Genomic DNA, 21,044 nt, shown 5'->3' on the forward strand with positions numbered 1-21,044 from the left:
TCAGCACCACTGTCATATGTGGCGTCACTTCGTCTTAGCCGTGTCTCAGGCTGCTTCGCGGAAGCGATATCCTACACCGTAGAGCGTTTCAATCATATCGAAGTCGTTATCGACCAGTTTGAACTTCTTGCGAAGACGCTTGATATGGCTGTCGATGGTGCGGTCGTCGACATAGACCTGCTCGTCATAGGCCGCATCCATCAGCGCATCACGGCTTTTAACGACGCCCGGACGCTGCGCTAGCGAATGAAGAATGAGGAACTCCGTGACCGTCAACGTCACCGGCTCACCCTTCCAGGTGCAGGTGTGACGCTCCTGATCCATGGCCAGCTGTCCGCGTTCCAGCGTGCGCGCCTGCTGATCCGCCGTGGGCTTCAGCGGGCTTGCGCCGGGGACCGCAGCATCGCGGCTGCTGGCGCGGCGCAGGATGGCCTTGACGCGCTCGACAAGCAGGCGCTGCGAAAACGGCTTGGTGATGAAATCGTCGGCGCCCATTTTGAGGCCGAACAACTCATCGATTTCCTCGTCCTTCGAGGTGAGGAAAATAACCGGCAAATCCGATTTCTGACGCAACCGGCGCAGCAGTTCCATGCCATCCATGCGTGGCATCTTGATATCGAAAATCGCTAATTGGGGTGGCCGGGCCACAAGCCCGTCCAGAGCGGATGCACCGTCCGTATAGGTTTCGACCTTATATCCTTCTGCTTCCAGCGCGATCGACACGGACGTCAAAATATTCCTGTCGTCATCCACAAGCGCAATCGTTTGCATAATATTGGTCTCCATCATTCATCAATACTCCCGACATCCACCCCAGCCAAGGTTGCGCGCCGTGAGCCATCCTCATGAGTATAAAGGTGGAACAAATTGTGGCAAACGGAAAGAGGCTGTATTTCTCCCTCTTCTTGGCAAGTCATTTCACCGGAAGGGAGAATGCCGAACGAGAAGGTGAACTAAACCGATTTAAAATGAAATAAAATCTTTTAAATCGATTAATATGTTGAATTTGTTGAATTATTCAGATTTCTTGACTTGTGTTTTTTTTAACGGCGGATTAATTTCCGTGAAAATTTCGACGTCTTTGTTTTCAGAAAAGGGAATGCGCCTGTGAAAGAACTCGGAGTACATAATCCAGAAAATGGAGTGTCGGCACTCGGTCTGACTGGCGCTTCTGTCGTGCACTACAACCTCATTGAGAGCGAATTGTACGAACAGGCCATCCGTAACGGCGAAGCGGACGTCACCGCAGACGGCGCTTTGCGGGCCGTTACGGGTCAGCATACGGGCCGTTCGCCGAAGGATAAATTCGTCGTTCGCGACGCCTCCACGGAAGACAATATCTGGTGGGACAACAACAAGCCGCTGTCGCCAGAGCATTTCGACATCCTCCATAAGGACATGCTCGCGCACGCCGCAGGCAAGACGCTCTATGTGCAGGATCTGATCGGTGGTGCCGATGAAGACAATGCGCTTCCAACCCGCGTCGTGACCGAACTTGCATGGCACGGCCTGTTCATTCGCAACCTCTTGATCCGTCCGGCCCGCGAAAAGCTTGATACCTTCAAGCAGAAGCTGACGATCATCAATCTGCCGAGCTTCAAGGCCGACCCGGCCCGCCACGGCGTTCGCACCGAAACCGTCATCGCATGTGACCTGACCAAGGGTCTGGTTCTGATCGGCGGTACGTCTTACGCCGGTGAAAACAAGAAATCGGTCTTCACCGTTCTCAACTATCTGCTGCCCGCTAAGGGCGTGATGCCGATGCACTGCTCCGCCAATGTCGGTCCTGATGGTGACTCCGCTGTGTTCTTCGGCCTTTCCGGCACCGGCAAGACGACGCTGTCTGCCGATCCTTCGCGCACGCTGATCGGCGATGACGAGCATGGCTGGGGCGAAGAGGGCATCTTCAACTTCGAAGGCGGCTGCTACGCCAAGGCGATCAAGCTGTCTGCGGAAGCCGAGCCCGAAATCTATGCCGCGACCCGCCGCTTCGGCACGGTTCTGGAAAACGTCGTTCTCGATGAAAACCGTGTTCCGGATTTCAACGATACGTCGCTGACGGAAAACACCCGCAGCGCGTATCCGCTGCACTTCATTCCGAATGCATCGGACACCGGCCTTGCCGGTCACCCCAAGACGATCATCATGCTGACGGCGGATGCCTTCGGCGTTCTGCCTCCCATTGCCCGGTTGACGCCGGAACAGGCCATGTACCACTTCCTGTCCGGTTACACGGCAAAGGTCGCTGGCACGGAAAAGGGTGTAACGGAGCCGGAAGCAACCTTCTCCACCTGCTTCGGCGCACCGTTCATGCCGCGCCATCCGGCAGAATACGGTAACCTGCTGCGTGATCTGATCGGCAAGCATGGCGTTGATTGCTGGCTGGTCAACACCGGCTGGACAGGCGGTGCCTATGGCACTGGCAAGCGTATGCCCATCAAGGCAACCCGCGCTCTCCTGAGTGCAGCCCTGACCGGCGATCTGAAGAATGCCCAGTTCCGCACCGATGCGAATTTCGGTTTTGCTGTTCCCACGGCACTCGACGGTATCGACAACGGCATTCTCGATCCCCGTTCGACTTGGGCGGACGGTGCAGCTTACGACGCACAGGCCAAGAAGCTTGTGTCCATGTTCGTCACGAACTTCACCAAGTTCGAAGACCATGTAGACAGCAAGGTCCGCGATGCAGCACCAGGCCTGCTGATTGCCGCTGAATAAGAACTCCAGATTTTGGATTCACGTGAAACCCGGCCTCGAGCCGGGTTTTTCGTTTCTATCGGTGGTTTTCATCAGCATTGATCTGTGGCATCACCGCTGCCGGAGAACGAACATGGCCAGTGCGGCGCTATTTATCAGCAATAGAATAACGATTGCCGGATGGGAACTGACGGAGCAATTTGTGCTGGCTGGTGGTCCGGGCGGGCAGAATGTCAACAAGGTCTCGACCGCCGTTCAGCTGTTCTTCGACGTGGCCGGTTCGCCGTCACTTTCTGACCGCATCAAGGAAAACGTTATCAAACTCGGAGGCAGGCGCGTGTCAAAAGAGGGCGTCCTGATGATCGAGGCCAACCGGTTCCGCACGCAGGAGCGCAACCGTGAAGATGCGCGGGAGCGATTGAAAGAACTGGTTCTGAAAGCCGCCGAGCCGCCGCCACCGGCACGCAGGGCGACCAAGCCGACCAAGGGCTCGGTCGAGCGGCGTCTGAAGGAGAAATCTGGGCGCTCGGATATCAAGAAGATGCGCGGAAAACCCGAAAAGGACTGAGCACTCGGCAGTTGGCGTTAAGTGCTTAGAGCTTGCGAAGCGCAACCGTGTCGATCAGGTGATTCTGACCCTTGCGCAGGATGAGATCGGCGCGCGGGCGCGTCGGTACGATGTTGCGGCGCAGGTTCTTCAGGTTGATGTTTTCCCAAAGACCCTCGGCAATCGCCAGTGCCGCCTCTTCCGAAATCGATGCATAGCGATTGAAATAGGAGGAGGGGTCACGAAACGCCGTCTGGCGCAGGTTCATGAAGCGGTTGACATACCACTGGTGGATCAGTGCCTCATCGGCATCGATATAGATCGAGAAGTCGAAGAAATCCGACACGATCGGGACGATCCGCCCTCCCTCGGGCAGATCGCGCGATTGCAGGACGTTGATACCCTCGAAAATCAGAATGTCGGGCCGGTCTATGGTGGTGAATTCGTTGGGCACCACATCATAGGTCAGGTGAGAGTAGCTCGGTGCCTTCACATCCGGTTGTCCGGCCTTGATAGCCGACAGGAACCGCAGGAGAGAACCGATATCATAGCTTTCGGGGAAGCCCTTGCGCTCCATCAGGTTTTCCCGCCGCAGCACCTCGTTGGGATAGAGAAAGCCGTCGGTGGTGATGAGATCGACCTTCGGGCTGGAAGGCCAGCGCGCCAGGAGTTCTTTCAGAATACGCGCCGTGGTCGATTTGCCGACGGCGACCGATCCGGCAATGCCGATGACGAAAGGCGTCTTGTTCACACCAGCCATATTGAGAAACTGGTTGCGCTGGTCAAACAGAAGCTGAGACGCCTCCACATGCGTGGACAACAGGCGTGATAGCGACAAATAGATACGCCGGACTTCATCAATATCGATGGGGTCGTTGAGCGAACGGAGTCGTTTCAATTCGTCCGCCGTCAACGTCAGGGGCGTGTCGGCGCGGAACTTCGACCATTCGTCGGAGCTGAAGAAGTGGTAGGGCGAATATTCATCGGGGCGGAAATGATCGAGCGTGTTTGGCATGCCTTGTCCTCCCATGCGTGCCAACGTCGTCATTTTGCAGGCCTCGATTCTTTCTCCTGCAAGCCTGACTGCGCGGTGCGGCGCTCAAGCTCCGCATGAACATCCGCCAGCGGAATATCGGCGATCTTCAGCACCACCAGCAGGTGGTAAAGCAGATCGGCTGCCTCATCCGTCAGGTTCTTGCGATCATTGGAAATCGCCGCAATCACGGTTTCCACCGCTTCTTCGCCAAGCTTCTTTGCGGCGCGAGGCTGGCCTGCGGCAACAAGCTTTGCCGTCCAGGATTGATCCGGCGGGGCGCTTGCGCGTTCCGCCACGATGCGCTCCAGATCGGAAAGGGAAAAATCACTCATCTCTCAATACCTTAAGCGAGATCAATCAAGGCGCATGGCAATGCCGTGATCGGCCATATAGGCCTTGGCTTCACCAATGGAATAGGTGCCGAAATGGAAGATGGAGGCAGCAAGCACAGCCGTCGCATGGCCATCCTTCACGCCAGCCACCAGATCATCCAGCGTACCGACACCGCCGGATGCGATAACGGGCACGCGCACCTGATCGGCAATCGTGCGGGTCAGCGCAATGTCATAACCGCTCTTGGTGCCGTCACGATCCATGGAGGTGATGAGCAGTTCACCCGCACCGCGCTCCACCATCTTGATAGCAAATTCGACGGCATCGATGCCTGTCGGCTGGCGACCGCCATGGGTGAAGATTTCCCAACGATCCGTCTCACCTGCGGTTGACACCTTCTTGGCATCAATGGAAACGACGATGCACTGGTTGCCGAACTTATCCGCAGCCTGCGCCACGAAATCCGGGTCTTTCACGGCAGCAGAATTGATCGAAACCTTGTCTGCACCACACAGGAGCAGCTTGCGAATATCGCCAACGGCACGAACGCCACCACCGACCGTCACCGGCATGAAGCAGTGGTCGGCGGTACGGGACACGACATCGAAAATCGTATCGCGGTTGTCGGAGGAGGCGGTGATGTCGAGGAAACAAAGCTCATCGGCACCAGCAGCGTCATAGGCCTTGGCGGCTTCCACCGGATCACCGGCATCGATCAGATCGACGAAGTTGACGCCCTTGACGACACGACCGTCTTTGACATCGAGACAGGGAATAATGCGGGCTTTCAGCGTCATGCGCGGGCCTCCTTGATCAGCGCTAGTGCCTCGATCGGATCGATACGCCCATCATAAAGCGCGCGACCAGAAATCGCGCCTTCTAGTTTGGCCGCATCCGGCTCCAGCATGCGCTTGATGTCTTCGATGGAGGCAAGGCCACCGGAGGCGATGACAGGGATGGAGACGGCATTTGCCAGTTCCAGCGTCGATGCCCAGTTGATTCCGGCTAAAATGCCGTCGCGGTCGATATCGGTATAGATGATGGCGGCAACGCCCGCACCTTCGAAACGTTTGGCAAGCTCGATGACGCCCAGCTCGGACGCTTCCGCCCAGCCTTCCACCGCCACCTTGCCGCCCTTGGCATCGATGCCGACGGCGACCTGTCCGGGGAAGCGCTTGCAGGCTTCAATCACGAGAACCGGATCGCGCACGGCAACGGTGCCGAGAATGACACGGGCAAGGCCACGGCTCAGCCATGCCTCGATATGGTCGAGCGTACGGATGCCACCGCCGAGTTGAACGGGGTTCTTAGTCGACTTCAGAATAGCATCGACGGCATCGCCATTCACGGTCTGGCCTGCGAAGGCACCGTTGAGGTCCACCACATGCAGCCACTCAAAGCCCTGGTCTTCAAAGGCTTTGGCCTGTGCGCCGGGGTCTTCGTTGTAGACGGTGGCCTGCTCCATATCGCCAAGCTTGAGGCGAACGCACTGGCCGTCTTTGAGGTCGATTGCGGGAAATAAGATCATGTCAGGGCTTCCAGCGCAGGAAATTCGAAATGAGGGCGAGGCCGAGCGTCTGGCTTTTTTCCGGGTGGAATTGCGCCCCGACCGTGTTGTCACGACCGACGAAAGCCGTCATCGCGCCACCGTAACTGGTGGTGGCGATAACGTCTTCGGCGTGCTTTGCCGCAAGATGGTAGGAATGGACGAAATAGGCGTGCAGGCCATCCGTACCGGTCTTTATGCCATCAAAAAGCGGGTGAGGGCGGTTGAGCTCCAGTGTATTCCAGCCGATCTGCGGGATTTTCAAGGTTGGATCGGACGGTGTCATCTCCACCACGTCACCTTCGATCCAGCCCAAGCCCTCGCTCGTCGTCTTTTCCAGACCGCGCGAGGACATGAGCTGCATGCCGACGCAGATGCCGATGAAGGGACGGGCCTTGTGTTCCACGACATCGACAAGCGCCTCGTGCATACCCGAGACGGCATCAAGCCCCGCTCGACAGTCGGCATAGGCACCCACGCCCGGCAGAACGATTCGGTCTGCGGAGGCCACATTCTCCGGCCTGTCGGTCAGATCGATGGTTGCATCGATACCGGCTTCACGCGCTGCGCGCTCGAATGCCTTCGTCGCCGAGCGAAGATTGCCGGAGCCGTAATCGATAATTGCCACACGCATGCTCAGCGCCTTCCATTCAAATCGAACTGGAACGACCCCGCCGGGTCGCTCGCTCTGTAACCGCTGGTCCTGCGGTCCTGTTTCCAGTCCGGCTGCGGTATGGTGTTTTCCTGCGAAAGGTAAGTCTCCGGCAGGTTGGAAAAATACATGTCTTCGGCGGTCGCCAGATCGGGCGCGGTGACGATGTCCTTCAGCGCCCATCCCTTCGCGACAAGATGTCGAACCACAATGTTGCGACCTTCGAATCCGGTTATCAGACCGACGCCGAGCGCAAACAGCGCGCCCGTTATCGCAAAGCCCTCAAGTCCCGAAAGCTGACTGGCCGCCACCTGGCAGATCACGATGCCGATGGCGACCCACCACAGGCGCTGAACGGCAAACCACGCCCAGGGAAACAGAAGCGCAAGCCAGGAAAAGCGATCGGCGATGAACCGCGTCGAGCGATGATCGCGGCCGGGACCACCGGGGGCTTCCAGAACCAGATAAGATGTCATCGGCTTTCCTGACAACGGTCACGGCGGCGGGTCAAGACCAATCGGCTCACTACCACCATGACGTTTCATCTAGCTCAGGCCAGCATGCCCTTTGTCGAGGGAACGCGATCTGCCTGACGTGGATCGATTTCGGTTGCCGTGCGCAGCACGCGGGCAACCGCCTTGAAGCAGGTTTCGGCAATATGGTGGTTGTTGGCACCATAATGGTTGAGAATATGCAGCGTTATACCGGCATTCTGGGAAAGTGCCTGAAAGAATTCGCGCACCAGTTCGGTGTCGAAAGTACCGATCTTGGGCGCTGAGAACGCAACGTTCCAGACCAGAAACGGGCGACCGGAAATATCGACGGCGGCCTTGGTCATGGTTTCGTCCATGGCAAGATCGAGCGAGCCATAACGGGTGATGCCGCGACGGTCGCCCAGCGCCTTGGAAATGGCCTGACCGATGGCAATGCCGGTATCTTCGACGGTGTGGTGATCATCGATATGCAGGTCACCCTTCACATCGATTTCCATGTCGATCAGCGAATGGCGGCTGAGCTGGTCGAGCATATGATCGAAGAAGCCCACACCGGTGGAAATTTTCGACTTGCCCGTCCCGTCGATGTCGACGCGCACCGATACACTGGTTTCGTTCGTCTTGCGGGAAATCTCGGCTCTACGCTCTGCCATCTGGCTGCTCCGTATCAATATGGGCGTTCCTTATCAGCACAGCTTGCAAATATCCAGCCATTACATCGTCTTGCCGCGTTGCACCCGGCCTGCGTCGGCTCGTTCATTTGCAATCGCAAAAACCGGACTTACATAAACTTCGAAATGGATCGCAGGGGCGGTCCCGCAAACGCCCTTTCAAGGGCAAACAGGTGTTTGATGACAACGATTATTACTGTGAGAAAGGCCGGCAAGGTGGTCATGGCCGGTGACGGTCAGGTCAGCCTTGGCCAGACCGTGATGAAGGGCAATGCCCGCAAGGTGCGCCGCATCGGCAAGGGCGGCGAAGTGATCGCCGGATTTGCCGGTGCGACCGCCGACGCCTTTACATTGCTCGACCGTCTGGAAAAGAAGCTGGAGCAATATCCCGGCCAGCTGATGCGCGCCGCCGTCGAGCTCGCCAAGGACTGGCGCACCGACAAATATCTGCGCAATCTCGAAGCCATGATGCTGGTTGCCGACAAGTCGATCACGCTGGCGATTACCGGTAATGGTGATGTTCTCGAGCCCGAACATGGCGCCATCGCCATCGGCTCTGGTGGCAATTACGCCTTTGCTGCCGCCCGCGCACTGATGGATTCGGAAAAGTCTGCTGAAGAGGTCGCGCGTCAGGCGCTCGATATCGCTGCCGATATCTGCGTCTACACCAACCATAATCTCGTGATTGAAACGCTCGACGCAGAGTAAGCTGCGCCTTTGAAACTGATGGGTTCCGTGGGCCGGGCCAAGGCGGCTGGCCGCAACGGAAACGCCGAAAGGAATGAAATGACGACTTTTTCTCCCCGCGAGATTGTCTCGGAACTGGACCGTCACATCATCGGCCAGCATGATGCCAAGCGTGCCGTGGCGATTGCGCTGCGCAACCGCTGGCGTCGCCAGCAGCTGGATGACAGCCTGCGCGACGAGGTCATGCCGAAAAACATCCTGATGATCGGGCCGACCGGTGTCGGCAAGACCGAAATTTCCCGCCGTTTGGCCAAGCTCGCCGGTGCGCCCTTCATCAAGGTCGAAGCGACCAAATTCACCGAAGTCGGTTATGTCGGTCGCGATGTCGAACAGATCATTCGTGACCTCGTGGAAATCGGCATCGGCCTCATCCGTGAAAAGAAGCGGATCGAGGTACAGGCCAAAGCCCATGCCAGTGCCGAAGAGCGCGTGCTGGATGCATTGGTCGGCTCCACCTCTTCGCCCGCCACGCGCGACAGCTTCCGCAAGAAGCTGCGGGATGGCGAGTTGGATAAGAAGGAAATCGATATCGAAGTGGCCGATACCGGCTCCGGCATGCCCGGCTTTGATATTCCCGGCATGCCGCCGGGTGCCAATATCGGTGTCCTCAATCTCTCCGACATGTTCGGCAAGGCCATGGGCGGGCGCACCAAGAAGGTTCGTACGACCGTCGAGAAGTCCTATGCCGATTTGATTCGCGATGAATCCGACAAGCTGCTGGACAATGAGCTGATCCAGCGCGAAGCGGTGAAATCGGTGGAAAATGACGGCATCGTCTTTCTGGACGAAATCGACAAGATTGCCGCGCGTGATGGCGGCATGGGTGCTGGTGTGTCCCGCGAAGGCGTGCAGCGCGATCTGCTGCCGCTGGTGGAAGGCACGACGGTTTCCACCAAATATGGTCCAGTCAAGACCGACCATATTCTCTTCATCGCGTCAGGCGCGTTCCATGTCTCGAAGCCATCCGATCTTCTCCCGGAACTTCAGGGCCGTCTGCCGATCCGTGTCGAACTCAAGCCGCTGACAAAGGAAGACTTCCGCCGTATCCTGACGGAAACGGAAGCAAGCCTCATCCGCCAGTACATCGCGCTGATGGCGACGGAAGAGCTGAGCCTCGAATTCACCGATGACGCCATCGACGCTCTGGCCGATGTCGCGGTGCATCTGAACGCCTCCGTCGAGAATATCGGCGCGCGTCGTTTGCAAACGGTGATGGAGCGTGTGCTGGACGAGATTTCCTTCAACGCCCCGGATCGCGGCGGCTCGGCGGTGAAGATCGATCAGGACTATGTGAAGGAACATGTCGGCGATATCGCTGCCGATACGGACCTGTCGCGTTACATTCTCTAAAATAGTGTGGAGTGCGGCAAATCTTGCCGCACTCTTATTTTACTTGCCTTCTCTCGACATCTGGCCACGCTTTTCGCTAATGAAAGCGTTAACGTCTCCCAAGAGGAATTGTCCGGTGTCCCACCGGCTGAGAAAAAGGCATCCGCTCGTGCGTAAAACTCTTCTGGCATTGGCCGCCATCATGGTCTTTAGCGCTGTCTCGCAATCTTTCGCGGAAGCCGCAACCGTGGTGCCGCCCGGCAACCGCAATGCCGAGCAGCCAGGCGTGCCCGGCGCGTCTGCCCGTCGCACCAAAGGGTCCAACTCCACCTTCGACCGGAAATACCAGAAAGTGTTCGATCTGCTGTCCAGCGACAAGCAGCTGATTGCCAAGATTAAATCGACGGCAAGCCGGTATGGCATCGATCCCATCCACATGGTTGGTGCGATTGTGGGCGAGCACACCTATAATGTGGACGCCTATGACCGGCTGCAATCCTATTACGTCAAAGCCGCATCCTATGCCGGAAACAGTTTCCGTTTCGGCTACAAGGACGAAAGCATTGCGCAGTTTCTGACCCATTCCCAATTTGCCAAATGCCAGTCGAAACGCGATTCCGCCAGCCTTTGGACCTGCCGGGAAGATGTCTGGGACGATAGTTTCCGCGGCAAGAAAGTCGATGGCGTCAGCTATCCCGACAATCGTTTCAGCGCCGTGTTCTTCCAGCCCTTCTATGCAGGCCAGACCTTTGGCCTTGGCCAGATCAACCCGCTGACGGCACTGATGCTGTCGGACATGGTTGCGCGCGTCTCCGGTTATGAAAAGCTGGACGAGAATGATGCGGCGGCGGTCTATACCGCGATCATGGATCCGGATCATTCGCTGGCTTACATGGCGGCCGCCATTCGCAAATCCATCGATGATTACAAATCGATCGCCGATATGGATATTTCAAAGAATCCCGGCCTGACCTCCACGCTCTATAATCTCGGTGGCTCGCAGCAGCGCGCCGCCGTTCTCGCCCAGAAGAACCGCCAGAGCGGATCGACTGTCTGGCCGGAAGAGAATTATTACGGCTGGCTGGTCAACGACAAGCTGCCGGAACTTCAAAAACTGCTCTAACATTTGGAACAGGTCTTCTCGATTGTTTCCAAAAAAGAAAAAAACTTAGGCAACCGCTTGCGATTGACGAGATGGGCTCTCAGCGTCCACTCTTGGCGGTAAGGATGCCGACAAGGGAGATACCAAGGTGAGCCGCATTGAACAGCACGGTCTTTCGATTGATGAAACGCTTTATCATTTCCTGAAAGACGAGGTCCTGCCGGAAACCGGCGTGGAGGCGCAGGCGTTCTTCGCAGGCTTTTCTCAGATCGTTCACGACCTTTCTCCGAAAAACCGGGAACTGCTGCAAAAGCGCGATGTGTTTCAGGAACAGTTGGACGCGTGGTATCGCGGCAACGGCACACCCGCCGATCTTGCCGTCTATGAGGCCTTCCTGCGTGATATCGGCTATCTCTTGCCGGAAGGCGAGGCCTTCAAGGTCAACACGCAAAACGTCGATCCGGAAATTGCACTCCTTGCAGGCCCGCAGCTTGTTGTACCGGTCATGAATGCCCGTTATGCGCTGAACGCCGCCAATGCCCGCTGGGGTTCGCTCTACGACGCGCTCTACGGCACCGATGCGATCTCGGAAGAGGATGGTGCTGAGAAGGGCAAGGGCTACAATCCCAAGCGTGGTGCAAAGGTTATCGCATGGGCGCGGGAGTTTCTCGATCGCTCCGCACCTTTGGCGAATGGAAGCTGGGCTGATGTCTCGGGTTTCAAGATCGTCGATGGCGTGCTGGAAGTCGGTTCGGACCGCCTGGCCGATGCCGCGCAGTTCGCCGGCTATGAAGGCAAGGCATCCGCACCGTCTTCGATTCTGCTGAGCAAGAACGGCCTCCATGTCGAAATCGTTATCGATAGATCGACCGATATCGGCGCAGGCGATGCGGCAGGCATTTCCGATGTCATCCTCGAATCGGCCCTGACGACGATCATGGATTGCGAGGATTCCGTCGCGGCTGTGGATGCTGACGATAAGGTCGTTGCTTACCGCAACTGGCTCGGCCTGATGCGCGGCGATCTGACGGAAGAGGTTGCCAAGGGCGGCAAAACCTTCACGAGACGCCTGAATGCAGACCGCAATTACACCGCCCCTGATGGTTCCGCGCTCACGCTTCCAGGGCGCTCGTTGATGCTGGTCCGCAATGTCGGCCACCTCATGACCAATCCGGCAATTCTCGACCGCGATGGTCGTGAGATTCCCGAGGGCATCATGGATGCGATCGTGACGGGCCTGATCGCGCTTTACGATGTCGGTCCCAATGGTCGCCGCCAGAATTCGCGCGCCGGTTCTATGTATGTCGTGAAGCCGAAGATGCATGGGCCCGACGAAGTGGCCTTTGCATCTGAGATTTTCGGTCGCGTCGAAAAGCTGATCGGCATGGCACCCAACACGATCAAGATGGGTATCATGGACGAGGAGCGCCGCACGACCATCAACCTCAAGGAATGCATTCGCGCCGCCAAGGATCGTGTGGTCTTCATCAATACCGGCTTCCTTGATCGCACCGGCGATGAAATCCACACATCGATGGAAGCAGGCCCGATGATTCGCAAGGGCGACATGAAGCAGGCTTCCTGGATCGCGGCGTACGAAAACTGGAATGTCGATATCGGTCTGGAGTGCGGCCTGTCCGGCCATGCCCAGATCGGCAAGGGCATGTGGGCCATGCCGGATCTGATGGCGGCGATGCTGGAGCAGAAGATCGCCCACCCGAAAGCCGGTGCCAACACCGCCTGGGTTCCGTCACCCACAGCCGCCACGCTTCACGCCACGCATTATCACAGCGTCGATGTCGCATCGGTTCAGAGCGGGCTGAAGACACGCGAACGCGCCAAACTCTCGGATATCCTCTCCGTACCGGTCGCGGTTCGCCCCAACTGGAGCGCCGAGGACATCCAGCGCGAGTTGGACAACAATGCACAGGGCATTCTGGGCTATGTCGTACGCTGGGTCGATCAGGGCGTCGGCTGCTCGAAAGTGCCTGACATCAACAATATCGGCCTGATGGAAGACCGTGCAACGTTGCGCATCTCCGCCCAGCATATGGCGAACTGGCTGCGCCACGGCGTGGTTTCTCGGGACCAGATTATCGAAACGATGAAGCGCATGGCAGCCGTCGTGGATGGCCAGAATGAAGGCGATGCCGCCTACATGCCCATGGCCGGAAACTTCGAAAACTCAATCGCCTTCCAGGCCGCCGTCGAACTGGTGCTCGAGGGCAGGGTGCAGCCCAACGGTTACACCGAACCAGTCCTCCACCGCCGTCGTCTGGAGCTGAAGGCGAAGCAAGTCGGCTGATTGTCACGGAAGGGCTGGAAGGGCTGCTCTGGAAAAGCCAACAAAAAAGCCTCGCCGGTTCAGGCGAGGCTTTCCGATATAAGGCGATGAAGTTACCGCTTCACAAGTGTCGCCGTCGCGGTGCCGTTTCCTTTGTAGTGGCCGCTTGCATCTCCATTCTTCAGTTTCGTCAACGTGATCGAGTAACCGGAACCGAAGGAAATCTTGTTGCCGGAGACTTTGGTCGCGCCAATGGATTGTGAGTTTCCATTGAAATAATAGGCGACGACCTTGTTGTCCTTGATCCTGATCGAGGCAGACGACTTACCGCCCCATCGCCCGACCCAATTCCCGTCCCAAGATCCATCGGCTGCCAGAAGTGACGTTGGCGCAAGCACCAGTGCCGCGAGAAAAAAAGTCTTTATTAGTTTCATGTTCAAATCCCCTACGCGTTTCGCAAAGAGATCGTCTCAAACAAGGGTTGGGTGCGCATCACCCATTAGGGGGATGATCCGGCAGTTTTTCGAAACAAAAAAAGCCGCCGGGACAGTCCACGGCGGCTTTTTTTGATTATGGCTAGGTGATCTTACTGGATCACGATGACCTTGGAGCTGCGGCCTGGGCGGATGCGGCTGTAGAGGTCAATGACGTCCTGGTTGATCATGCGGATGCAGCCAGACGAAGCGGCTGTGCCGATGGAGGCCCATTCAGGCGAACCATGGATACGGAACAGGGTATCCTGACCCTTGTCGTTGAACAGATACATGGCGCGTGCACCCAACGGGTTGGTGAGGCCTGGGCCCATACCGTTCTCGACGTAACGGGCAACGTCGGGCTTGCGGGCTGCCATTTCTTTTGGCGGATGCCACATCGGCCATTCCTGCTTCCATGCAACGTAAGCTTCACCGGCCCACGCAAAGCCCTGCTTGCCGACGCCGATGCCGTAACGCACAGCCTTGCCGCTTGGCAGGATGTAATAAAGGAAGCGCTCGCGCGTGTTGACGATGACGGTGCCTGGCTTCTCCGGCGTCTCGTAGCTTACGATCTGGCGGTGGAAGCGCTTGTCCACGCGGTTGATCGGGATTGCTGGCAGGGCGTAACCCGCATCGGTCGTTGCGCCATAGACTTCGTCGCCGAAAATCTGAGTCGTTTCAACATAGGCAGGGGCGGCGGCGGTAGCAGGCGTCGTCGGGGTCGATGTCGAGGCGCAACCGCCCAAAGCAAGGACCGACGACAGACCGAAGGCAGTCAAAAAAGTGCGAAGGCGCATAGTGTTCTCGCGGGAAATATCGCCATTTCAGGCGATGCATGATGCTCTATTGAATAGATGGGTTATTTTCGATTAATCTTGTGTTGGCAAGCCGTTGCATCGCAGCAAGAGAATACGGCGCACGAAATTGCGGCCGGATGGCCTTTTTGCAACATGAGCGGGCGCCTTCGCCCCGGATTTATCCATGACTATTCTTTCGATCGTCAATAACAATCCGTTAATCGACGGACGCCAATCTGAAAACGCCATGCTGGTGCGTCGCGGTGTTCAGATCCTGTTGAACGAAATGCGTCATTCGGTGCTGCCAGAACTACCGCTTTCCAGCGGCAGACGGGCGGATCTGATCAGCCTGTCGGTCAAGGGCGAGATATGGATCATAGAAATCAAATCTTCCATCGAGGACTTTCGCGTGGACCGCAAATGGCCAGATTATCGCCAGCATTGCGACCGCCTGTTCTTCGCCACCCATAACGGTGTGCCGCTCTATATTTTCCCCGAAGACTGCGGATTGTTCGTATCCGATGGCTATGGCGCGCATATGCTGCGCGAAGCGCCTGAACATAAATTGCCACCAGCGACCCGCAAATCGCTGATGCTCGATTTCTCCCGCACCGCCGCCCGGCGTCTGTTGATGGCCGAATGGTCGACGGGCAAGGATTATTCCGACTGACGATTACTTCGGCGCGCGCTTTGCCAGAATGCGCTGCAAGGTGCGCCGGTGCATGTTAAGGCGGCGTGCCGTTTCGGAAACATTACGCTCGCACATTTCATACACGCGCTGAATGTGCTCCCACCGCACCCGGTCTGCCGACATCGGGTTTTCCGGCAGGTCCATCTTGTCACCTTCGCGCTGGGTGAGAGCATTGAAAACGTCATCCGCGTCCGCAGGCTTGGCCAGATAATCCAGCGCACCCAGCTTCACCGCCGTCACCGCAGTGGCGATGTTGCCATATCCGGTCAAAACTACGATCTGCGTGTCGTCGCGATGCTGGCGGATCGCTTCGATCACTTCGAGGCCGTTGCCGTCACCCAGCCGCAAATCCACCACGGCATATTTGGGCGGTGCCAGCTTGGACTTGGCAATGCCTTCGCTCACGGATTCAGCGGTTTCGACGGTAAAGCCACGCGTTTCCATGGCGCGCGCCAAACGGCGCAGAAACGGGCCATCGTCATCGACGATCAAAAGCGAAGGGTCTGGGCCGATAGGGTTCGCCTGTTCCGGGCTTGCCGCTTCCGCTTCATTGATGTGCTGTTCTTCACTCATGCCTGATCTCCCGGCCACTGCCTCACATATATAGGTATCGGCCTGTATTGCCGCCAGCCGCGCGCCTACGACGTCATTTCGCTTTATTATCGTCCATAATGTCACGTGGCCAGACAACCGTGACCCGCGCGCCTGCGGCATCTGGTCCCCGGTTCTCGAATGTCAGCGTCGCGCCGGAACGCTCCAGCAATGTCTTTGCAATAAACAGACCAAGGCCCAGCCCGCCTGCGCGTGTCACGTCCTGACGCTTGGTGACATAGGGCTCACCGATCCGCGCCAGAATATCCGGCGCATAGCCTTGCCCGTCATCCTCTATGGTGACCGTGACGTGCTGGGCATCATGCGCGACCGTAACCGTTACGGATTCACGGGCATAATCGACCGCATTTTCCAGCAGATTGCCAAGGCCATAGAGAATGCCGGCATTGCGCGCGCCCACGGGCTCCCCGTGGCGATCGCTTTTTTCAACCAGCCGAAGCTTGATGCCGAATTCGCGGTGCGGCGCCATGACCTCTTCGATGAGTGAGGACAGCGGAAGCTTGCGCAAATGCTCCTCACCCTCCGCCGAAAGCGATGTCAGCCGGCGAAGAATGTCGCGGCAACGTTCGCTTTGGCTGCGCAACAGCGCCACGTCTTCGCGGAAACGCTCATCCTTGCCCAGTTCCCGCTCCATTTCCTTAGCCACGACGCTAATGGTGGCCAAGGGTGTGCCGAGTTCATGCGCCGCTGCGGCGGCCAGGCCGTCCAGTTGCGACAGGTGCTTTTCCCGCTCCAGCACCAGCTCCGTTGCGGCCAGCGCATCCGCTAGCTGGTTTGCCTCATGCGAAACGCGATAGGCATAGAAGGCGGCAAACAGCATCATGGCAACGATGGAGCACCAGATGCCGATATGGATGATGAGCTGGATGGGCAATGTCTCGCCGGGATACCATGGAACAGGGAAGGGTGAGAACGCGATGGCGGTGACGCAAAAAAGTGCGAAAACCAGAAGCATCAGGGAATGTTTCATCGGCTGCGAAGCAAAGGCAATGATGACCTGCACGCAGATCAGCGGTGCAAACGGGTTGGAAAGCCCGCCGGTGATATAGATCAGCGCCGTCAGTTGCAGCAGATCGAAGGCGAGAAGAAGCGTGGCTTCCCAGGGCTCCAATCGATAAGTAGCCGGAAAACGTGCCGACAGAAACAGATTTGCAACCGCGAGCGCGCCGATCAGCACCGCGCATGTCAGGAGCGGCAAGGGAAAATTCAGCCCGAAGGCAACGATCAGGATCGTCGCGCTCTGCCCCACCACCGCCAGCCAGCGCAGCCAGACGATGGTTTGCAGGCGAATGTGACGGCTGGCACGGCCAAGCCGCGTGTTTTCTTCTGGCTGGTCTGCCATCCACCCGTCTCCTCTGAAGCATGTCTCGCAAAACCATGAGCATTTTGCGGTGAGGACATGCGGAAATAGCAATTACGTTCCGCGTGGTTTGACGCGGTTGGTCGGTTGGGCCGACGCGGGATCTTCCGGCCATGGGTGGCGTGGATAGCGTCCGCGCATATCCGCACGCACATCTTTCCACGAGCCTGACCAGAAACCCGGTAAATCCCGTGTCGTCTGTATCGGCCTGTGCGCGGGCGAGGTCAATTCCAGCAGCAGTGGCAATTTGCCGCCCGCCACCGCCGGGTGCTGTTTCAAGCCGAAAAGCTCTTGCACACGGATGGTCAGGGTCGGTTCTTCACCATCATAGCTGATCGGATGCTTCTGCCCGGTCGGCGCTTCGAAATGCGTGGGCAGCAGTTTAGAAAGTTCCCGCTGGGCCGAATGGGGAACCAGCGACAGAAGTCCGTCCATGATGCCGCCGGATCGGACATCCTGAATGCTCTTGGCATCATGCTGGAACGGCACGAACCATTCATACAGCCGCGCAACGAGCGCGTCATTGCTCGTATCCGGCCAGGGATCGCCAATGGTCCGGTGCAAAAAGCCCAGACGCTGGCGCAACTGCTGCGCTTCCTTCGAAAAGGCAAGAATGTTCAGCCCATATTCGCGAATGCCATTGGAAAGAGCCTGCGCTGCTTTCTCTCCAGTCGGTTTCCCAAGCGGCGTTTCCTCCAGAATAATCGCACCGATGCGGGTAACACGACGAGCACGAACCTGTCCGCTGGCCTTATCGAAAAACAGCTGATCTTCTTTTCGGATGGCGTCCGGCAAATGCTCTTCCACGTCTTCTCGCCGTATCGAAGCTGCCGCCAGAATGCGCGGCTGCGCGGCGCGTCCGGTCACGTCGGCGACCACGAGCATCTTCTCGGTCGCCAGACGCTCTGTCTCGACAAGTTCCGCACCGCGCCCATTCGCCATGACATAGCGCCCACGTCCGCCGCGCTGAAAGGCAATGCGGTCAGGATAGGCGTGCAGCAGAAGCTCTCCCGCAGTTATGGGGTCACTAGACACACTTTGCGCCGCTCCGCCGGAGGAGGCGATCCGTTTCGCCAGACCCTTGGCCGCTGTGGCGCGTTCGCCTTTTTCCGGTCTGAAGCGGCGAAGTCTCTCTTCCAGATCGATATCGCTGCCGCCCAGCCCCTGTTCGGTCAAAAGCACCGCCAGCATCGCCGCCTCATGGCCATGCCCGGCCTCTTGCGCAGCAATGACCATGGCCGACAGGCGAGGGGGCATGGCCAGTTCCCGCATCTTCCTTCCACGCTGTGTGATCGCCCCTGCTTGATCCAGAGCACCAAGGCTCAACAGCAGACTGCGTGCTTCGCGAAGGGCTGTTTCCGGCGGCTGGTCCAGAAAGGCAAGCGATGCGGGATCGGTCACACCCCAATGTGCGAGATCGAGCGCAAGGCCGGAAAGATCGCTCGCCAAAATCTGTGGCGGCGTAAACGCAGGCAGCGCTGCCGTCTGGCCTGCATGCCAAAGGCGGATTGCGATACCCGGTTCGGTTCGCCCGGCACGTCCCGCACGCTGATCCGCCGAGGCGCGGGACACCTTGACCGTCTCCAGCCGCGTCATGCCGGTGGATGGCTTGAACACCGGAAGACGCTGCAAACCGCTGTCGATCACCACCCGCACGCCATCAATGGTGATGGAGGTCTCGGCAATCGAGGTGGCCAGTACGATCTTGCGCTTGCCGGGCTCCGTCGGCTTGATTGCCGCATCCTGTTCTTTCTGGGAAAGATTGCCGTAAAGCGGGATGATGCTCGTCTCCGGTCCAAACCGACCGTCTAGCCTCTCCACCGTGCGCGTAATCTCCCCCTGACCGGGCAGGAAAGCGAGGATCGACCCGCTTTCAGAGCCGTGTACCTCTATAATGGCCCTTGCAACTCTGTCTTCTATCCGCTCCTGCCCGGTGCGCTCGTCATATCTGACATCGATGGGAAAACTGCGGCCCAGACTTTTGATGACTGGTGCGTTCGTCAACAGGGCGCCGATCCGCTCCACATCCAACGTGGCCGACATGACGAGAATGCGCAGGTCGCCGCGAAGTCCTGCCTGCACATCCAGAGCCAAGGCGAGGCCGAAATCACCATCGAGGGAGCGTTCGTGAAACTCGTCGAAAATGACGGCAGACACGCCCTGCAGTTCCGGGTCATCCAGAACCATCCGGGCAAAGACACCCTCCGTCACCACTTCGATCCGGGTTTTCGCGGAGATGCGGTTATCCAGCCGCATGCGATAGCCCACAGTCTCGCCGACCGTTTCCTCCAGCAAGGACGCCATGCGGCTGGCGGCCGCGCGTGCTGCCAGCCTGCGCGGTTCGAGCAGAATGATCTTGCCATCCCCGCGCCAGCGCTGATCCAGCAGATAAAGCGGCACCAGCGTCGTTTTGCCTGCACCCGGTGGCGCGGAAAGCACCGCCTGACCGCGCTCTTTTAACGCCTCGCCGATCTCGGCAAGCACGTCGCTCACAGGCAGGGTTGGCAACGCTCGCGCTTCAGTCTGTATCATGCCACTCACGAATTCAGTTCTCTGCCTTGACGCTTTCATAAGCGAGGATCGCGCCCGCCAGATCTTCCAGCGCAGCACCTACGGATTTGAACAGGGTGATTTCGTCGTCACTGCTGCGCCCCTGATAGCGCCCTGACACGAGATCGGAAAGCTCCGCGCGAAGATCGCCGCGTGTAATGATGCCCGCCTCAAGCGGCTGAACGATATCGCCGCCCTCTTTCAGCGCGCCCTCGAATGTATCCACATAAAGCGAGGCACGCTTGACCGCCACGTCGTCGCTTTCCCGCATGGAGGGTTTGAACGCGCCGACCAGATCGAGATGCGCGCCGGGCTTCAACCATTCCCCCTTGATCAAGGGCTGTTGGGAAAGCGTCGCGCAGGAGATGATATCGGCGTTGCGCACGGCATGCTCCAGATCCGTGCAGGCCTTGGCATCGAAGCCGAGTTGGCGTGCCTCTTCCGCAACCTTCTCAGCCGCGCCGGAATTACGGCCCCATATATGGAACGAGATCAGCGGGCTGATCGTGGCATGAGCCTGCATCAGGTTCAGCGACAACCGCCCAGTTCCCACCATCAACATGGAAGACGCGTCCTTGCGGGCGAGATATTTCGCAGCCAGCGCCGACGTCGCCGCTGTGCGCCGCGCCGTCAGTTCCCCACCTTCAATCGCCGCCAGCATTTCACCGGTCTTTCCGGACGACAGAAGATAGGTGCCGAAAATGGTGGGCAGCGACCGTAGACTATTATCGGGAAAGACCGTCAGAATCTTCACCCCCATATAGGAGCCAGGCACCCAGGCGGGCATCATCAACAGCGTCGCGGCATCCTCTCCAGGCACCTCCACATCATGATGGTGCCGCACCGGCATTACGCAGCCACTCTTAAACATGCTTTCTATGGCATCGATAAGGGCGGGCCAATGAAGGGCGCGACGTGTTTCTTCTTGGTTGAGAACCAGCATGACAAACTCCCGGTTTGATGATCGGGAGTGACCTTAGCAATGTCGCATTGTCTGGTGAAGCTGGGCCGAGCAGATGGTTTGTAAAACGGTTGCTTTGTGGGTCGTCAGACCGCGATTTTTCCCAGAAATACGAAATAATTCATACGCATCAACAACTTACCGATTTTCTGCACTTTCTTA

At 58.0% G+C, this 21,044-nt stretch carries 21 protein-coding genes; 7 read left to right on the forward strand and 14 right to left on the reverse strand.

The features are described from left to right. Positions 1-45: 45 nt before the first annotated feature. Positions 46-771, reverse strand: coding sequence for a two-component system response regulator ChvI (gene chvI, locus ASF29_RS23615; protein ID WP_103587306.1), 726 nt, complete (start codon positions 769-771; stop codon positions 46-48). A 336-nt stretch (positions 772-1,107) separates the two neighbouring features. Between chvI and ASF29_RS23620 the strand changes: the two genes are divergently transcribed. Together ASF29_RS23620 and arfB are read left to right on the forward strand one after the other, a co-directional pair. Beyond that, positions 1,108-2,718: a phosphoenolpyruvate carboxykinase gene (locus ASF29_RS23620; protein WP_062453105.1), complete on the forward strand. Its 1,611-nt coding sequence runs from the start codon at positions 1,108-1,110 to the stop codon at positions 2,716-2,718. A gap of 112 nt (positions 2,719-2,830) precedes the next feature. Next, positions 2,831-3,265 carry an alternative ribosome rescue aminoacyl-tRNA hydrolase ArfB gene (gene arfB / locus ASF29_RS23625; RefSeq protein WP_062453106.1) on the forward strand — a complete coding sequence of 145 codons (435 nt, stop codon included), beginning with the start codon at positions 2,831-2,833 and terminating at the stop codon, positions 3,263-3,265. A 25-nt stretch (positions 3,266-3,290) separates the two neighbouring features. Here the strand turns inward: arfB and coaA are convergent, their stop codons facing one another. The 7 genes from coaA to hisB form a co-directional block, all read right to left on the reverse strand. Continuing rightward, on the reverse strand, positions 3,291-4,274 hold the full coding sequence (coaA, locus tag ASF29_RS23630) for a type I pantothenate kinase (protein WP_200925571.1): 984 nt from the start codon (positions 4,272-4,274) through the stop codon (positions 3,291-3,293). Positions 4,275-4,288: 14 nt separating this feature from the next. Further along, the gene (locus tag ASF29_RS23635) at positions 4,289-4,612 is read right to left on the reverse strand and encodes a phosphoribosyl-ATP diphosphatase (protein ID WP_062453108.1); all 324 of its coding nucleotides are present in this window, start codon (positions 4,610-4,612) and stop codon (positions 4,289-4,291) included. A gap of 21 nt (positions 4,613-4,633) precedes the next feature. After that, positions 4,634-5,410 carry an imidazole glycerol phosphate synthase subunit HisF gene (hisF, locus tag ASF29_RS23640; protein ID WP_062453109.1) on the reverse strand — a complete coding sequence of 259 codons (777 nt, stop codon included), beginning with the start codon at positions 5,408-5,410 and terminating at the stop codon, positions 4,634-4,636. Next, the gene (hisA, locus tag ASF29_RS23645; protein WP_062453110.1) at positions 5,407-6,141 is read right to left on the reverse strand and encodes a 1-(5-phosphoribosyl)-5-[(5-phosphoribosylamino)methylideneamino]imidazole-4-carboxamide isomerase; all 735 of its coding nucleotides are present in this window, start codon (positions 6,139-6,141) and stop codon (positions 5,407-5,409) included. Before hisA ends, hisF begins: the two co-directional genes overlap by 4 nt. A gap of 1 nt (position 6,142) precedes the next feature. Continuing rightward, positions 6,143-6,793: an imidazole glycerol phosphate synthase subunit HisH gene (gene hisH, locus ASF29_RS23650; RefSeq protein ID WP_062453111.1), complete on the reverse strand. Its 651-nt coding sequence runs from the start codon at positions 6,791-6,793 to the stop codon at positions 6,143-6,145. A gap of 2 nt (positions 6,794-6,795) precedes the next feature. Further along, positions 6,796-7,287, reverse strand: a complete 492-nt coding sequence (locus ASF29_RS23655) for a DUF2628 domain-containing protein (protein ID WP_062453112.1) — start codon at positions 7,285-7,287, stop codon at positions 6,796-6,798. 74 nt (positions 7,288-7,361) lie between these two features. Then, on the reverse strand, positions 7,362-7,958 hold the full coding sequence (hisB, locus tag ASF29_RS23660) for an imidazoleglycerol-phosphate dehydratase HisB (protein ID WP_062453113.1): 597 nt from the start codon (positions 7,956-7,958) through the stop codon (positions 7,362-7,364). 198 nt (positions 7,959-8,156) lie between these two features. Between hisB and hslV the strand changes: the two genes are divergently transcribed. The 4 genes from hslV to ASF29_RS23680 all read left to right on the forward strand — a co-directional run bounded on the left by hslV (position 8,157) and on the right by ASF29_RS23680 (position 13,459). After that, on the forward strand, positions 8,157-8,684 hold the full coding sequence (gene hslV, locus ASF29_RS23665; protein WP_062453114.1) for an ATP-dependent protease subunit HslV: 528 nt from the start codon (positions 8,157-8,159) through the stop codon (positions 8,682-8,684). A gap of 78 nt (positions 8,685-8,762) precedes the next feature. Next, positions 8,763-10,073 carry an ATP-dependent protease ATPase subunit HslU gene (hslU, locus tag ASF29_RS23670; protein ID WP_062453160.1) on the forward strand — a complete coding sequence of 437 codons (1,311 nt, stop codon included), beginning with the start codon at positions 8,763-8,765 and terminating at the stop codon, positions 10,071-10,073. A 148-nt stretch (positions 10,074-10,221) separates the two neighbouring features. After that, positions 10,222-11,175, forward strand: a complete 954-nt coding sequence (locus ASF29_RS23675; RefSeq protein WP_062453115.1) for a DUF1402 family protein — start codon at positions 10,222-10,224, stop codon at positions 11,173-11,175. Positions 11,176-11,302: 127 nt separating this feature from the next. Further along, complete coding sequence (locus ASF29_RS23680; protein WP_062453116.1) at positions 11,303-13,459, forward strand: malate synthase G; 2,157 nt, start codon at positions 11,303-11,305, stop codon at positions 13,457-13,459. A 92-nt stretch (positions 13,460-13,551) separates the two neighbouring features. Here ASF29_RS23680 and ASF29_RS23685 read toward each other — a convergent pair whose 3' ends face one another. Next, positions 13,552-13,872, reverse strand: a complete 321-nt coding sequence (locus ASF29_RS23685) for a hypothetical protein (protein WP_062453117.1) — start codon at positions 13,870-13,872, stop codon at positions 13,552-13,554. A 152-nt stretch (positions 13,873-14,024) separates the two neighbouring features. After that, positions 14,025-14,708, reverse strand: a complete 684-nt coding sequence (locus ASF29_RS23690) for a L,D-transpeptidase (RefSeq protein ID WP_062453118.1) — start codon at positions 14,706-14,708, stop codon at positions 14,025-14,027. 184 nt (positions 14,709-14,892) lie between these two features. On the opposite strand from ASF29_RS23690, the gene ASF29_RS23695 reads away from it, so the two are divergent. Then, positions 14,893-15,378: an MmcB family DNA repair protein gene (locus ASF29_RS23695; RefSeq protein ID WP_062453119.1), complete on the forward strand. Its 486-nt coding sequence runs from the start codon at positions 14,893-14,895 to the stop codon at positions 15,376-15,378. 3 nt (positions 15,379-15,381) lie between these two features. Here the strand turns inward: ASF29_RS23695 and ASF29_RS23700 are convergent, their stop codons facing one another. The 4 genes from ASF29_RS23700 to ASF29_RS23715 all read right to left on the reverse strand — a co-directional run bounded on the left by ASF29_RS23700 (position 15,382) and on the right by ASF29_RS23715 (position 20,864). Continuing rightward, positions 15,382-15,972, reverse strand: coding sequence for an ActR/PrrA/RegA family redox response regulator transcription factor (locus ASF29_RS23700; RefSeq protein ID WP_062453120.1), 591 nt, complete (start codon positions 15,970-15,972; stop codon positions 15,382-15,384). A 73-nt stretch (positions 15,973-16,045) separates the two neighbouring features. Further along, positions 16,046-17,353, reverse strand: coding sequence for an ActS/PrrB/RegB family redox-sensitive histidine kinase (locus ASF29_RS23705; RefSeq protein WP_062453121.1), 1,308 nt, complete (start codon positions 17,351-17,353; stop codon positions 16,046-16,048). Positions 17,354-17,425: 72 nt separating this feature from the next. Beyond that, positions 17,426-19,903 carry an ATP-dependent helicase HrpB gene (gene hrpB / locus ASF29_RS23710; RefSeq protein WP_062453122.1) on the reverse strand — a complete coding sequence of 826 codons (2,478 nt, stop codon included), beginning with the start codon at positions 19,901-19,903 and terminating at the stop codon, positions 17,426-17,428. Positions 19,904-19,916: 13 nt separating this feature from the next. Continuing rightward, positions 19,917-20,864, reverse strand: a complete 948-nt coding sequence (locus ASF29_RS23715) for an ornithine cyclodeaminase family protein (RefSeq protein WP_062453123.1) — start codon at positions 20,862-20,864, stop codon at positions 19,917-19,919. Positions 20,865-21,044 lie beyond the last annotated feature (180 nt).

It is taken from the genome of Rhizobium sp. Leaf262 (assembly GCF_001422245.1).
In the GTDB taxonomy this organism is placed as follows: Bacteria; Pseudomonadota; Alphaproteobacteria; order Rhizobiales; family Rhizobiaceae; genus Agrobacterium.

Coding starts and splice junctions, on each gene's coding strand:
- ASF29_RS23705 (WP_062453121.1), bottom strand. CDS start 17,353: ATGGCAGACCAGCCAGAAGAAAACACGCGGCTTGGCCGTGCCAGCCGT.
- hisH (WP_062453111.1), bottom strand. CDS start 6,793: ATGCGTGTGGCAATTATCGATTACGGCTCCGGCAATCTTCGCTCGGCG.
- ASF29_RS23685 (WP_062453117.1), bottom strand. CDS start 13,872: ATGAAACTAATAAAGACTTTTTTTCTCGCGGCACTGGTGCTTGCGCCA.
- chvI (WP_103587306.1), bottom strand. CDS start 771: ATGCAAACGATTGCGCTTGTGGATGACGACAGGAATATTTTGACGTCC.
- arfB (WP_062453106.1), top strand. CDS start 2,831: ATGGCCAGTGCGGCGCTATTTATCAGCAATAGAATAACGATTGCCGGA.
- hisB (WP_062453113.1), bottom strand. CDS start 7,958: ATGGCAGAGCGTAGAGCCGAGATTTCCCGCAAGACGAACGAAACCAGT.
- ASF29_RS23690 (WP_062453118.1), bottom strand. CDS start 14,708: ATGCGCCTTCGCACTTTTTTGACTGCCTTCGGTCTGTCGTCGGTCCTT.
- ASF29_RS23655 (WP_062453112.1), bottom strand. CDS start 7,287: ATGACATCTTATCTGGTTCTGGAAGCCCCCGGTGGTCCCGGCCGCGAT.
- hslV (WP_062453114.1), top strand. CDS start 8,157: ATGACAACGATTATTACTGTGAGAAAGGCCGGCAAGGTGGTCATGGCC.
- hrpB (WP_062453122.1), bottom strand. CDS start 19,903: ATGATACAGACTGAAGCGCGAGCGTTGCCAACCCTGCCTGTGAGCGAC.
- coaA (WP_200925571.1), bottom strand. CDS start 4,274: ATGGGAGGACAAGGCATGCCAAACACGCTCGATCATTTCCGCCCCGAT.
- ASF29_RS23635 (WP_062453108.1), bottom strand. CDS start 4,612: ATGAGTGATTTTTCCCTTTCCGATCTGGAGCGCATCGTGGCGGAACGC.
- hisA (WP_062453110.1), bottom strand. CDS start 6,141: ATGATCTTATTTCCCGCAATCGACCTCAAAGACGGCCAGTGCGTTCGC.
- ASF29_RS23700 (WP_062453120.1), bottom strand. CDS start 15,972: ATGAGTGAAGAACAGCACATCAATGAAGCGGAAGCGGCAAGCCCGGAA.
- ASF29_RS23695 (WP_062453119.1), top strand. CDS start 14,893: ATGACTATTCTTTCGATCGTCAATAACAATCCGTTAATCGACGGACGC.
- ASF29_RS23715 (WP_062453123.1), bottom strand. CDS start 20,864: ATGCTGGTTCTCAACCAAGAAGAAACACGTCGCGCCCTTCATTGGCCC.
- hisF (WP_062453109.1), bottom strand. CDS start 5,410: ATGACGCTGAAAGCCCGCATTATTCCCTGTCTCGATGTCAAAGACGGT.
- hslU (WP_062453160.1), top strand. CDS start 8,763: ATGACGACTTTTTCTCCCCGCGAGATTGTCTCGGAACTGGACCGTCAC.